The following is a 13,986-nucleotide window of genomic DNA, read 5'->3' as shown; positions in this document are numbered from 1 at the left end:
ACAAGGCGGTGCTGCGCAAGTGAAAACCTGCCCGCCATCATTGTTGGCCAGTCGGCTGATAGAGCGACGTCATACCCGCACGCTGTACTTTTTCCTGATAATCCTTTTTGACAATATCCAATGCAGCCAGCGCCGTTGCCGGATCGATTTCGTTACATTCCAGCAGGTAAATCAGATCTACCGCCAGTTGTAATTCTGGAGAAGCATTATCTATAGACATAGGTCCAACGTGTGAGTAAGTGATATATCATTTCGGTTTAGTATAGTGAACATCGCCAAGGGGAGGGAATAATCATTCAAATAATGTGATAACTATTCAAAAACCGTTTTCTTTTCGTTCAATATTGCGCTCAATACGCGCTAATGCTTGCCGACAACGCACTAATCGGCCTTCGATCGCCGCCAGTTCCTGTTGTAGCTTTTTCTGCGCTGCAAAGGTGGCTTGCTGCCCCAACAGGTTTTCCCGATCCTCAATCATCGAGATCAAACGGCGTTCATAATCCTGATGTTCTGCCAGCTTGTGATACAAATCGACGGTTACTACCTCTTTGGGCTGATTTTTGCGCCTCAACACCTGGGTGGCCATTTCACGCTGCAATGCGGTGAGCTGCGCGACCAGTTTTTCCGCCAGAAAGGCGACGTGAGCGGTGCGGTTATCCTTTACCGCAGTCTGTAACTGAGCAAAGTTCTTTTTTACTTCAGCCAGATAGTCACGTAAACGCGTACCGTGGTTGGAAAATAGCGCTACGTCAAAACGTGCCTGGGGGATCGGTACATCGCCACGGGGTTGCACTTCGCTGGCTAATGCGGCGATCTGCTGCTCAAGGGCTTGTAGTAAGCGCTGCGTACTCACGGGATGTCCTTTGGGAAAACGGTTTGTTGCTAAGCTTGCCCGTGAACGGCATCTGAAACAAGCCGCGTGTGGATAAACCCGCCACCGGTGATACAGTAAGCGGCCATCATGATGATAAGGACAGGCATGACGCGTTGGTTATTAATGTTATTGGGTTGGCTGGCGGTGCTGCTGGCAACGCTGGGCGTTGTGCTACCGTTGCTGCCGACCACGCCGTTCCTGCTGTTGGCTGCGTGGTGTTTTGCCCGCTCATCGCCGCGTTTTCATCACTGGTTGTTGTATCGCTCATGGTTTGGTAGCTATCTGCGTCACTGGCAGCAACACCGTGCATTACCGCCGGGGGCTAAATGGAAGGCGGTGCTGCTTATTGTGCTGACGTTCGCCGTTTCACTGTGGCTGGTGAAACTCTGGTGGGTCAGGGGCGTTCTGTTGGTGATGCTGGTCGCCTTGCTGACCTTTATGCTACGGCTGCCGGTTATTGATCGGGAGCAACAAAAAACGCGCTGATTGTGCTGCGTCGGTTGCATTTATCGCGCATTTTGCATAGATTTGGGCGTTTTCGTACGCAGGCTTCTCCCCTCTGATTATTCTTGCCCAAGGCATTACCCATGCCGGGGTTTGAGGGGCCTGTGTGGAAGTTATCAGGTAGTTTTATCAGGCAATAACTATGACCGTGACTGCACAGCAGCTTCAGTTTATTAAAGACAGTATCAAAACCATCCCCGACTATCCGAAACCGGGCATTCTGTTTCGCGATGTGACCAGCCTGTTGGAAAACCCGCTGGCTTACGCTGCCAGCATCGAACTGCTGGTTGAGCGCTACCGCGAGGCGGGCTTTACCAAGGTGGTGGGTACTGAGGCGCGTGGTTTCCTGTTTGGTGCTCCGGTGGCGTTGGCGTTGGGCATTGGTTTTGTGCCGGTTCGCAAACCGGGTAAATTGCCGCGTGCGACCCTCAGCGAAAGCTATGAGCTGGAATACGGCACCGACCGGTTGGAGATCCATACCGATGCCATTACCACCGGTGACAAAGTGCTGGTGGTAGACGATCTGCTGGCGACAGGCGGCACCATCGAAGCCACCGCAACGCTGATCCGCCGCTTGGGTGGTGAAGTGAAAGATGCGGCCTTTATTATCAACCTGCCGGAACTTGGTGGTGAAACGCGCCTGAATGGCCTCGGCATTGATTGCTACTGCCTGGTCAACTTTGCAGGACACTGATCTGCAGCAGCGGATCGGCATTACCATTACGGCCTCGCGGAACGCCGCGGGGCTGTGTTAGCATGGCCCTCCAGACCACTCGACTTCTCCGGTATCAATGAGCTATCAGGTTCTAGCCCGTAAGTGGCGCCCTCAAACGTTTGCAGATGTTGTCGGACAGGAACATGTCCTGACGGCGCTGGCTAATGGCCTCTCTTTGGGGCGGATCCATCACGCCTATCTGTTCTCGGGCACGCGCGGCGTGGGCAAAACCTCTATCGCCCGCCTGTTGGCCAAAGGCCTGAACTGTGAAACCGGCATCACCGCCACCCCTTGTGGCCAATGTGATAACTGCCGCGAGATTGAACAGGGGCGTTTTGTCGATCTGATCGAGATTGACGCGGCGTCCAGAACCAAGGTGGAAGATACCCGCGATCTGCTGGATAACGTGCAATATGCCCCGGCGCGTGGTCGTTTCAAGGTTTACCTGATCGATGAAGTGCACATGCTCTCGCGTCACAGCTTCAATGCGCTGTTGAAAACGCTGGAAGAGCCGCCTTCGCACGTCAAATTCCTGCTGGCGACCACCGATCCGCAGAAACTGCCGGTGACTATTCTTTCGCGTTGCCTGCAATTTCACCTGAAGGCGATGGACGTTGAGCAGATCCGTACTCAACTGGAAACTATTCTGCAGGCGGAGCACATCACCAGTGATGCCCGAGCGCTGCAACTGCTGGCGCGCGCTGCCGACGGCAGTATGCGTGATGCCCTCAGCCTGACCGATCAGGCGATTGCCATGGGGCAAGGGCAGGTGACTACCGTTACCGTCAGCCAGATGCTTGGCACGTTAGATGATGAGCAACCGCTGGCGATTCTTGAAGCTTTGGTCAGCGCCGACGGTGAAAAAGTGATGGCGCAGGTGGCTCAGGCCGCGTCACGCGGCGTCGATTGGGAAACCCTGCTGGTGGAAACGCTGGCCTTGCTGCACCGCATTGCGATGATTCAGTTGCTGCCTACCGCGCTGGATAACCACTACGCCGCCATTGAACAGCGTTTGCGTGAATTAGCGCGCACTCTGCCACCGGCAGATCTCCAGCTTTATTACCAAGTCCTGCTGGTTGGGCGTAAAGAGCTGGCCTACGCGCCGGATCGCCGTATGGGCGTTGAGATGACCCTGCTGCGTGCGCTGGCATTTCACCCGAAAGCCGTGATCCCTGAACCGGTCGCCATGGTACAACAGGCTCCAATGGTGCAACCGCAAAGCCAGATAGCACCTGCACCGCCACCACAGTTTCAGGACGCGCCGCCCCCCTTAGGGCAGGCGGCAGCGCCACAGAATAATCAACCAACGAGTTTACCCGATGCCACCGCGCAACTGCTGAAAGCGCGAACCCAGTTGCTGCGGCAACAGGGGGCATCCACACCAAAAAAGAATGAGCCGGCTGCGCCTGGAACAGCGCGGTCGGCAAACTCAGCACTGGAGCGGTTAGCTTCCGTGACTGAGCGCAGCCAGAAGCGTCAGGCGGAAAAGGCGGTGGAGGAAAAACCTGCCAAGCCGGAAGCCTATCGCTGGCGTGCGCAGATGGAACCGGAAGCTGCCCCTGAGCCATTGGCTACTCCAAAAGCATTACGCACGGCGCTTGAGCATGAAAAAACGCCCGAGCTGTCAGCTAAACTGGTGGTTGAGGCGATTGCGCGTGATGCCTGGGCGGCGGAAGTCGATCGGTTACAAATACCGAAACTGGTCCAGCAACTGGCGTTGAACGCCTTTAAAGAAGCGTTGGAACCAGGCAGAATTTGTCTCCACCTGCGGTCTTCGCAGCGTCATCTGAATTCGCCTTCGGCGCAGAAGACGCTGGCTGATGCGCTTGGCGAGCTGTATGGCAGCCCGGTTGAACTCATCGTGGTGGAAGACGATAATCCGGTGGAGCGGACTCCGCTGGAGTGGCGGCAAGCCATTTATGAAGAAAAACTGGCGCAGGCTCGCCAGTCCATCATTGCGGATACCCATATTCAGACGTTGCGCCGATTTTTCGACGCGGATCTGGATGAAGACAGTATCCGCCCTATTTAACGCGGCGCACCGTGCGCGGCCAATGCTATGTGAGAGACGACTATGTTTGGTAAAGGCGGTCTGGGTAACCTGATGAAGCAAGCCCAGCAAATGCAAGAAAAAATGCAGCAGATGCAGGAAGAAGTCGCCAAATTGGAAGTGACGGGCGAATCCGGCGCTGGCCTGGTGAAAGTGACCATCAACGGCGCACACAACTGCCGCCGCGTGGAAATCGATCAAAGCCTGATGGAAGACGATAAAGAGATGCTGGAAGATCTGATCGCTGCGGCGTTCAACGACGCGGCGCGCCGCATCGAAGAAACCCAGAAAGAGAAGATGGCGTCCGTTTCTAACGGTATGCAGTTGCCACCTGGCTTTAAGATGCCGTTCTGATGCAAACCAGCCCGCTGCTTGAATCATTGATGGAGGCATTGCGCTGCCTGCCGGGCGTTGGCCCGAAGTCAGCGCAGCGCATGGCGTTTCAGCTGTTGCAGCGCGATCGCAGCGGCGGTATGCGCCTGGCGCAGGCGTTGACCCGTGCGATGTCGGAGATTGGCCACTGCGCCGATTGCCGCACCTTTACCGAGCAGGATACCTGTACCATCTGCAACAATCCGCGTCGGCAGCAAAACGGCCAGATCTGCGTGGTGGAAAGCCCCGCGGATATCCATGCCATTGAGCAGACCGGGCAGTTCGCCGGGCGCTACTTTGTGCTGATGGGCCATCTGTCGCCGATGGACGGGATCGGGCCTGGCGATATCGGCCTGGATCGGCTGGAGCAACGGCTGGAAAAGGAAAGCATTACCGAAGTGATCCTCGCCACCAACCCGACGGTGGAAGGGGATGCCACGGCGAACTACATCGCCGAAATGTGCGGCCAATATGGCATTCTGGCCAGCCGCATTGCCCACGGCGTGCCGGTGGGCGGTGAGCTGGAGATGGTTGATGGCACTACGCTGTCGCATTCCCTGGTCGGTCGCCACGCGATCAAGTTCTGATGTTTTTCTGCGGGGCAGGCTGCTGCCCCGTCATCGTTTCGCAAAAATTCCCCCGCCAGTCGCTTGAAAAACCTCAGGGTTGACCCCACTTTACCTTCATTGTTCTAATTTGGTCATATACCCTTCGCCTTTCAAGCCGTGGCGTTGTTGACTGCACTCGTTCGCCCCAGTCACTTAGTTGTTCTAAGCTCCTGGGGACTCACGAGTTAGTCGCCTAGCCACAACTTGAAATTCATTGGGTATAAAATTATCGGCTATTGAGGTAATCAATGAGTATGAAAGGTCAAGAAACCCGTGGGTTCCAGTCTGAAGTAAAACAGCTACTGCATTTGATGATTCATTCGCTGTACTCCAATAAAGAAATTTTCCTGCGAGAGCTGATCTCCAACGCTTCCGACGCCGCCGACAAGCTGCGTTTCCGCGCACTTTCCACCCCGGATCTGTATGAGGGTGATGGCGAGCTGCGCGTGCGTCTCTCCTTCGACAAAGAAAAGCGCACGTTGACCATTGTCGATAACGGCATTGGGATGAACCGCGAAGAAGTGATTGAAAACTTGGGAACTATTGCCAAATCTGGCACTAAAGCGTTCCTGGAGTCGATCGGTTCCGATCAGGCGAAAGACAGCCAGTTGATCGGCCAGTTCGGCGTCGGTTTCTATTCGGCGTTCATCGTGGCGGATAAAGTCACCGTGCGCACCCGCGCGGCCGGTGCCGCGGCCGATGAGGGCGTGTTCTGGGAGTCTGCGGGTGAAGGTGATTACACCATCGCCGATATCAGCAAAGCCGATCGCGGTACCGAAATTACCCTGCACCTGCGCGAAGGTGAAGATGAATATCTCGACGGCTGGCGTCTGCGTTCGGTGATCGGTAAATACTCCGATCACATCGCGCTGCCGGTAGAGATCGAAACCAAGAATGAAGAAGACGATACCGTCACCTGGGAGAAGATCAACAAGGCGCAGGCCCTGTGGACTCGCAGCAAATCAGACGTTACCGACGAAGAGTACAAAGAGTTCTACAAGCACATTTCCCATGATTTCACCGATCCGCTGAGCTGGAGCCACAACCGTGTGGAAGGCAAGCAGGAGTACACCAGCCTGCTGTACATCCCGGCGCAGGCGCCGTGGGACATGTGGAATCGCGATCACAAGCACGGCCTGAAGCTGTACGTACAGCGCGTGTTCATCATGGATGACGCCGAGCAGTTCATGCCGAACTACCTGCGTTTCGTGCGTGGCCTGATCGATTCCAACGATCTGCCGCTGAACGTTTCCCGCGAAATTTTGCAGGATAACCGCGTAACTCAAAGCCTGCGCGGCGCGTTAACCAAACGCGTATTGCAGATGCTGGACAAGCTGGCGAAAGACGATGCGGAAGGCTACCAGAAGTTCTGGCAGCAGTTCGGTCTGGTGCTGAAAGAGGGCCCGGCAGAAGATGGCAGCAATAAAGAAGCCATCGCCAAGCTGCTGCGCTTTGCCACAACTCATAACGACAGTTCGGCGCAAAGCGTCTCGCTGGAAGAGTATGTCGGCCGCATGACCGAAGGCCAGGACAAGATCTACTACATCACCGCCGACAGCTACGCCGCCGCCAAGAGCAGCCCGCACCTGGAGCTGTTCCGCAAGAAAGGTATTGAAGTGCTGCTGCTCTCCGATCGCATCGACGAGTGGATGATGAGCTACCTGACCGAATTCGACGGTAAAGTGTTCCAGTCGGTCAGCAAAGCGGATGAAGCGCTGGATAAACTGGCGGATGAAACCGCAGAGCAGAAAGAAGCCGAGAAGCAGCTTGAGCCGTTTATCGAGCGGGTGAAAACGTTGCTGGGTGAGCGGGTGAAAGACGTGCGTTTGACGCATCGCCTGACCGATACTCCGGCCATCGTCACCACCGATGCCGATGAAATGAGCACCCAGATGGCGAAACTGTTCGCCGCAGCGGGCCAGGCAGCACCGGAAGTGAAGTATATCTTTGAGCTGAACCCGGAGCATGCGCTGGTCAAGCGCGCCTCTGACGTGGGCGATAACGAGCAATTTGCTGAATGGGTCGATCTGCTGCTGGATCAGGCCCTGCTGGCAGAGCGCGGTACGCTGGAAGATCCAAACCAGTTTATCCGCCGGATGAACAAGTTGTTGTCTGCGTAATTGATAACACCTGCGCCCTTAACCTAGCGGTTAGGGGCGTATTTTTTTCTTCTCTTTCTCTCTTGCCTCGTTTCAGCCGCGTTTTTCCACCCTCGATCTCCTCTCGCTACCTTGAGCCAGCACCCTTGTAAATGGTATGGTTGAGTGTTTTCGCAATTTTATAAAAACTACATAGCAAGGGGATTTACGCAATGCGTATCATACTGCTGGGCGCTCCGGGCGCAGGTAAAGGTACTCAGGCTCAATTCATCATGGAGAAATACGGTATTCCGCAGATTTCCACCGGTGATATGTTGCGCGCAGCCGTGAAAGCCGGCTCTGAACTGGGCAAACAGGCGAAAGAAATCATGGACGCCGGCAAGTTGGTTACCGATGAACTGGTGATTGCGCTGGTTAAAGAGCGCATCACTCAGGAAGATTGCCGTAACGGTTTCCTGCTGGACGGTTTCCCGCGCACCATTCCACAGGCAGACGCGATGAAAGAAGCCGGCATCAAAGTGGATTACGTGCTGGAGTTCGACGTACCGGACGAGCTGATCGTTGATCGTATCGTTGGTCGCCGCGTGCATGCGCCATCTGGCCGCGTGTATCACATTAAATTCAATCCGCCGCAGGTGGAAGGCAAGGACGATGCCACGGGCGAAGAACTGACCACCCGTAAAGACGATCAGGAAGAGACCGTGCGTAAGCGTTTGGTGGAATACCATCAGATGACCGCGCCGCTGGTGTCTTACTATCATCAAGAAGCTGATGCGGGCAATACTGCTTACCACAAAATCGATGGCACACGTAAAGTGACCGAAGTGAGCGCTGAACTGGCGAACATTCTGGGCTAATCGGTTTGATTGCCGTTAAGAACGCTGGGCCTGACGCTCGGCGTTTTTTTTGCACGTTCTAAGGGGAATACCTCTGGTTGATATCGGTTCCGGCCCAGCGCTTTTCCGCTACAATAGACGCCATTAATCAATGGTTAATTACAGATTATTAGCCAGGCCGGAAAAGGGAACTGTAATGAAGCAAGAAAAACACGGGGTATTGCTGGTGAACTTGGGCACGCCCGATGCCCCAACCCCGCGAGCGGTCAAACGCTATCTGAAAGAGTTCCTTAGCGATGGCCGCGTGGTCGATCTGTCACCGCTGCTCTGGTGGCCGATTCTGAACGGGGTCATTTTGCCGCTGCGCTCGCCGCGCGTGGCTAAGTTGTACCAGTCGGTATGGATGGACGAAGGCTCACCGTTGTTGGTTTACAGCCGCCGTCAGCAGCAGGCGTTGGCGGCACGCATGCCGAACACGCCGGTAGAACTGGGGATGAGCTACGGCTCACCGAGCCTGGCGCAGGCGATCGACAATCTGCTGGCGCAGGGCGTGACCAATCTGGTGGTGCTGCCGCTTTATCCGCAATACTCCTGCTCGACCAGCGCGGCGGTGTGGGATGGCGTTGCGCGGGTGCTCAAAGGTTATCGCTGTCTGCCATCGATCGGTTTTATCCGCGATTACGCCGAACATCCTGCCTATATTGCTGCATTACAGCAAAGCGTCGAGCGTTCTTTGGCCGAGCACGGCCAGCCCGATCGCCTGATTATGTCATTCCACGGCATTCCCAAGCGTTATGCTCGTTTAGGGGATGATTATCCGCAGCGTTGTGAAGACACCTACCGAGCGCTGGCGGCCACGCTGCCGTTGGCGGCGGATCGGGTGATGCTGACCTACCAGTCGCGCTTTGGCCGCGAGCCGTGGTTAACCCCTTACACCGATGAAACCCTAAAAGGTTTGCCAGCTCAGGGTGTGAAGCACATTCAACTGATTTGCCCCGGTTTCTCGGCAGACTGCCTGGAAACGCTAGAAGAGATCAAAGAGCAGAACCGTGAGATCTTCCTCGAAGCTGGCGGTGAAAAGTTCGAATACATCTCTGCGCTTAATGATGACTCGGCGCATATCGATATGATGCAGCAACTGGTGGCACAGCGGTTTTAATCTATGAGGCAGGAATATGTTAATATTCCTGCCTGTTCACAGTCACTTCTGTCAATCACATGAAATTTCCTGGTAAACGTAAATCCAAACACTATTTCCCGGTTAACGCTCGCGATCCGTTATTGCAGCAGGCGCAGCCAGAAAATGAAATCGGCACCTCTTATATCGTCGGCATCGATCAGACGCTGGTGGATATCGAAGCGAAAGTGGACGATGCGTTTGTTGCACGCTATGGACTGAGTCTTGGCCATTCACTGGTGATTGAAGATGACGTTGCCGAAGCCTTATATCAGGAACTGCTAGACAACAACCTGATCACTCATCAGTTTGCCGGTGGGACGATCGGCAATACCTTGCACAATTATTCGGTGTTGGCGGACGATCGTTCGATCCTGCTCGGCGTGATGTGCAGCAATATCAAGATTGGCAGCTATGCCTACCGTTATCTGTGTAACACCTCCAGCCGTACCGATCTCAACTACCTGCAAGCGGTGGATAATGCGATTGGCCGCTGTTTTACGCTGATCACGGAAAGCGGTGAGCGCACCTTCGCCATCAGCCCAGGGCAAATGAACCAGTTGCGCCCGGAGAGTATTCCTGAAGAGGTGATTGCCGGGGCTTCGGCGTTGGTGCTGACCTCTTATCTGGTGCGCTGCAAGCCGGGTGAACCGATGCCTGCCGCCGCCATGCAGGCGATTGAATATGCCAAAAAGCACGATGTGCCGGTGGTGCTGACGCTGGGCACCAAATATGTGATTGCCGACAACCCGCAGTGGTGGCGCGATTTCCTCAATGAGCACGTCTCCATTCTGGCGATGAACGAGGACGAAGCCCTGGAGTTGACCGGGCTTAGCGATCCGCTAATGGCGGCGGATATGGCGTTGGATTGGGTGGATCTGGTGCTGTGTACCGCCGGGCCGAGCGGCCTGTATATGGCAGGCTATACCGAGGAAGCGAACAAGCGTGAAACCCAGCATCCGCTGCTGCCGGGCCAGATTGCCGAGTTCAACCGCTACGAATTCAGCCGTGGCATGCGCCGTGCAAACTGCGAAAACCCGTGGCGCATCTATTCGCATATAGCGCCTTATATGGGCGGCCCGGAAAAAATCATGAATACCAACGGTGCTGGCGACGCGGCCCTGTCGGCCTTGCTGCATGATATTGCGGCCAACGGTTATCACCGCAACAACGTGCCGAACTCCAGCAAGCACGTGCGTAACTACCTGACCTATTCGTCTTTGGCGCAGGTGTGTAAATATGCCAACCGCGTCAGCTATCAGGTGCTCAATCAGCATTCACCGCGCCTGACGCGCGGCTTGCCTGAGCGGGAAGACAGCCTGGAAGAGTCTTACTGGGAAAGATAAAAGGGAAATAGCAGGAGCGCCGTTCTGGCGCTCCTGTGGGGTTGATGACAACGTGGTTTTTAAGCCCGAGATACTCGGGCCTAGCGCACCGAGGGGCGCTCCGGCGGCTTACGCCGCTACGACCCCTTCGGCACGCTCTCCCTAATATCTGGCTTTGTCAGCAGTCTGGCGCTCCTGTGGGCTTATCGGTATCAGATTGGGCAAGCGCCCATTTTCTCTTCTTCCGACAGCGTCTCAAGCTTGAGGCTATTTAGCATGCTGTTGGCAATCTCACGCTCACCCATCACTATCTGATCTGCCCCATGTTCAGAGAGGTACGAGATTTCGTCATCATAGTGAGCACGGACAATGATCTCGATATTTGGCCGTTTGGCGCGTGCAGAGGCCACGATCTCACCCGCTTCGTAACTGTTTGGAATGGTCAACAGCAGCCAACGTGCGCAGTCCAGGCGTGCCAGATCCATCACTTCTGGATTGGCCGCATTACCCAGTACCACTTTGACACCCTGTTCACGCAACGCCTCAACCCGCGTGCGTGAGTTTTCAACCACCACCAGTGGAATACCGGCTCTTGCGAGTTTGGCCCCCAGCAGGCTGCCAACGCTGCCAGAACCGACGATCAGCGCATGGTTACACATATCCACCGGGATCTGTTTCTCTTCTTCTACCGCCTCTTCCAGGGTCTGATCTTCTATGGTTTCGGTTTTTGCCAGATAGCGCTCCAGCAAGGTAAACAGCAGCGGATTGAGCATAATCGACAGAATCGCCCCGGCCAGCACCAGATTACGGCTGTGCTGATCCATCAGGCCGAGGGTCATCCCCAACCCGGCAAGAATGAAGGCAAACTCGCCGATCTGCGCCAGACTGGCGGAAATCGTCAGCGCGGTGCGCTTGGAGTGGCCGAACATTTTTACCAGCAGGAATGCCGCCAGTGATTTACCAAACACGATAATCGCCAGCGTGGCCAGCACCGCCAAGGGTTCGTGGAGCAGAATCATTGGATCAAACAGCATCCCGACGGAGACAAAAAACAGCACCGCAAAGGCGTCGCGCAGCGGCAGCGTATCGTGCGCCGCACGGTGGCTCAGTTCTGATTCGTTCAGCACCATGCCTGCAAAGAAAGCACCCAGTGCAAATGAGACATCAAACAGGCCAACGGCGCCGTAAGCAATCCCCAAGGCCAACGCCAGCACCGCCAGTGTAAACAACTCGCGTGAACCGGTACTGGCGGTTTTAGCCAGGATCCACGGAACCAAACGGCGACCAATCACGATCATCAGTGCGATAAAGGCGATCACTTTACCAATGGTGATGGCCAGTTCGGTCAGCAACTGCGTGGAGCTGGTATTCTCACTGCTGATCATGTTGGCGAAGGCGGGCAGCAGAACCAGTGCCAACACCATGGCTAAATCTTCGACGATCAGCCAACCGATAGCGATTTGCCCGCGCTGGCTGTCAATCAGTTGCCGCTCTTCCAGCGCCCGCAGCAGCACCACGGTACTGGCGGTCGACAAACACAGACCGAATACCAGGCCGGAAACCAGATCCCAACCCATTAATTTCGACAGGCCCATGCCCAACAAGGTGGCGACGGTAATCTGCGCGATGGCACCGGGTATCGCGATAGATTTTACGGCAAGAAGATCTTTAAGAGAGAAGTGGAGGCCAACACCGAACATCAGAAGGATCACACCGATTTCTGCCAGTTCAGGTGCCAGAGAGGTATCGGCAACAAAACCTGGGGTAAACGGGCCAGCGAGGACGCCTGCGGCCAGATACCCTACCAGAGGAGAGATGCGCAGGCGGTTTGCCAGCATACCAAAGAGGAAAGCGAGTACTAATCCTCCGACAATCGTGGTGATCAAGGGTGTTGAGTTGTGCATCCAGACTCCTTCTAGTGGTAAATTGCATTCATTTTGCGCAAAGAGCCATTGAGTTTATTGCATTTGCCTTATTCGTGTTTAGCTAATTTTATCATTTATGTAAAAAAGCAGAGAATTTCACTGTTTTAACACCAACCAGGTGATTTAAGGTCTGATAAGGCAAATAATGTGGGTTTAAAGAGGGAATAACCCGAATGAATAAATTCATTCAATCGGGTCATAATGGGATTAGTGACGCTTATGATCTACATTTGGCAGTAATGCGGTAATAATCCCGATTAACGGCAAGAAAGCACAGATTTGATAGACCAGCTCGATGCTGGTCAAATCGGCAATATAGCCAAGAACGGCCGCACCTAAACCGCCCATACCGAAAGCAAAACCGAAGAATAGCCCGGAAACCATGCCCACTTTGCCCGGAATAAGATCCTGTGCGTACACCAGAATGGCGGAAAATGCCGAGGCTAGAATAAGCCCAATAATCACCGTCAAAATGCCGGTCCAGTAAAGAGATGCATAGGGTAAAGCCAGGGTAAATGGCGCGACACCAAGGATAGAGCCCCAAATAACATACTTTCGCCCGAACTTATCCCCCAAAGGCCCACCGATCAAGGTTCCGGCGGCTACGGCAAACAGAAAGGCAAACAGATGAAGTTGTGCATTCTGTATCGAAACGCCGAACTTATGCATCAGATAAAAGGTGTAATAGCTGCTGATGCTGGTGAGATAGAAGTATTTGGAGAAAATCAGGATCAGCAGAATGCCGAGCGAGAACACCACGGTACGTTTTGGCAGCGGTAACCCTTGTGCAGGCGGTTTGGGCCTGCTCTGAGCGGCCCGATGTTGCTGTTGATACCATTTGCTGACCTGCAACAGCACCACAATAGCCAGCAGCGCCGCGAGCGAGAACCAGGCCACATTGCCTTTGCCATAGGGCGCGATCACCAGAGCCGCCAGCAACGGGCCGAGCGAACTGCCGAAGTTGCCACCCACCTGGAACAGTGATTGCGCCAGGCCGTGCCGCCCACCGGAGGCCATACGCGCTACCCTGGAGGATTCCGGGTGGAAAACCGAGGAACCGGTGCCCACCAATGCCGCCGCCAGCAGCACCAGCGGGAAGGTGTTGGCAACCGAAAGCAGCAATAAGCCGGAAAGGGTAAAACCCATGCCGACGGGCAGCGAATAAGGCTGCGGATGTTTGTCGGTGTAGTAGCCAATCAGCGGTTGCAGCAGCGATGCCGTGAGCTGATAGGTGAGAGTGATCATACCGATTTGCACAAAGCTGAGGTTGAAATCGGCGCGCAGGATCGGGTAAATCGCCAGGATCAGCGATTGAATCATGTCGTTAAGCAGGTGAGAAACGCTGATAGCACCGAGAATCGGGAAAACGGTGCTCTTAACCGCATTGCCTTTGGCTGATGGCAGGGCGGCTTCGCTACGGTCAGTCATATTATTATTAGCCTGGTAAGTGGATGCAAAGTCGTCATCTTATACCCTTTATCTTGCACGTGAAATATTGTTG

At 54.8% G+C, this 13,986-nt stretch carries 13 protein-coding genes and 1 other annotated feature; of the genes, 9 read left to right on the top strand and 4 right to left on the bottom strand.

Annotated features, from left to right (window positions below; genetic code table 11):
* Positions 1–37 precede the first annotated feature (37 nt).
* Complete coding sequence (gene rsmS, locus AC2A1E_RS11235) at positions 38–220, bottom strand: pleiotropic regulatory protein RsmS (RefSeq protein ID WP_473190286.1); 183 nt, start codon at positions 218–220, stop codon at positions 38–40.
* Between the two features lie 96 nt (positions 221–316).
* The gene (priC, locus tag AC2A1E_RS11230; RefSeq protein ID WP_484383815.1) at positions 317–853 is read right to left on the bottom strand and encodes a primosomal replication protein PriC; all 537 of its coding nucleotides are present in this window, start codon (positions 851–853) and stop codon (positions 317–319) included.
* 126 nt (positions 854–979) lie between these two features.
* Here priC and AC2A1E_RS11225 point away from each other — a divergent pair, with 126 nt between their 5' ends.
* From AC2A1E_RS11225 to AC2A1E_RS11185, 9 genes are all read left to right on the top strand, one after another.
* Entirely contained in the window at positions 980–1,360 is a 381-nt protein-coding gene (locus tag AC2A1E_RS11225; protein WP_484383814.1) for a DUF454 family protein, read from the top strand.
* 160 nt (positions 1,361–1,520) lie between these two features.
* Positions 1,521–2,072 carry an adenine phosphoribosyltransferase gene (gene apt / locus AC2A1E_RS11220; protein WP_484383813.1) on the top strand — a complete coding sequence of 184 codons (552 nt, stop codon included), beginning with the start codon at positions 1,521–1,523 and terminating at the stop codon, positions 2,070–2,072.
* Positions 2,073–2,169: 97 nt separating this feature from the next.
* The gene (gene dnaX / locus AC2A1E_RS11215) at positions 2,170–4,125 is read left to right on the top strand and encodes a DNA polymerase III subunit gamma/tau (protein WP_484383812.1); all 1,956 of its coding nucleotides are present in this window, start codon (positions 2,170–2,172) and stop codon (positions 4,123–4,125) included.
* Positions 3,458–3,522 (top strand) — a sequence feature (DnaX frameshifting element). It overlaps the preceding gene by 65 nt.
* A gap of 42 nt (positions 4,126–4,167) precedes the next feature.
* Positions 4,168–4,497, top strand: a complete 330-nt coding sequence (locus AC2A1E_RS11210) for a YbaB/EbfC family nucleoid-associated protein (RefSeq protein WP_037394553.1) — start codon at positions 4,168–4,170, stop codon at positions 4,495–4,497.
* Complete coding sequence (recR, locus tag AC2A1E_RS11205; protein ID WP_484383811.1) at positions 4,497–5,102, top strand: recombination mediator RecR; 606 nt, start codon at positions 4,497–4,499, stop codon at positions 5,100–5,102. The genes AC2A1E_RS11210 and recR overlap by 1 nt, the downstream gene beginning before the upstream one ends.
* A gap of 275 nt (positions 5,103–5,377) precedes the next feature.
* On the top strand, positions 5,378–7,243 hold the full coding sequence (htpG, locus tag AC2A1E_RS11200) for a molecular chaperone HtpG (RefSeq protein WP_484383853.1): 1,866 nt from the start codon (positions 5,378–5,380) through the stop codon (positions 7,241–7,243).
* Positions 7,244–7,434: 191 nt separating this feature from the next.
* Entirely contained in the window at positions 7,435–8,079 is a 645-nt protein-coding gene (gene adk, locus AC2A1E_RS11195; protein ID WP_459399607.1) for an adenylate kinase, read from the top strand.
* Between the two features lie 175 nt (positions 8,080–8,254).
* Complete coding sequence (gene hemH / locus AC2A1E_RS11190; protein ID WP_484383810.1) at positions 8,255–9,217, top strand: ferrochelatase; 963 nt, start codon at positions 8,255–8,257, stop codon at positions 9,215–9,217.
* A 59-nt stretch (positions 9,218–9,276) separates the two neighbouring features.
* Positions 9,277–10,581, top strand: coding sequence for an inosine/guanosine kinase (locus AC2A1E_RS11185; protein WP_484383809.1), 1,305 nt, complete (start codon positions 9,277–9,279; stop codon positions 10,579–10,581).
* 191 nt (positions 10,582–10,772) lie between these two features.
* Here the strand turns inward: AC2A1E_RS11185 and ybaL are convergent, their stop codons facing one another.
* The gene (gene ybaL / locus AC2A1E_RS11180) at positions 10,773–12,464 is read right to left on the bottom strand and encodes a YbaL family putative K(+) efflux transporter (RefSeq protein WP_484383808.1); all 1,692 of its coding nucleotides are present in this window, start codon (positions 12,462–12,464) and stop codon (positions 10,773–10,775) included.
* Between the two features lie 228 nt (positions 12,465–12,692).
* On the bottom strand, positions 12,693–13,913 hold the full coding sequence (locus AC2A1E_RS11175; protein ID WP_484383807.1) for an MFS transporter: 1,221 nt from the start codon (positions 13,911–13,913) through the stop codon (positions 12,693–12,695).
* Between the last annotated feature and the right edge of the window lie 73 nt (positions 13,914–13,986).

The sequence above is a fragment of the Serratia sp. HNCC26DJ206 genome, from assembly GCF_057180605.1.
The sequence above is the reverse complement of the archived record's forward strand: the minus strand, read 5'-3'. Positions and strand labels throughout refer to the sequence as shown.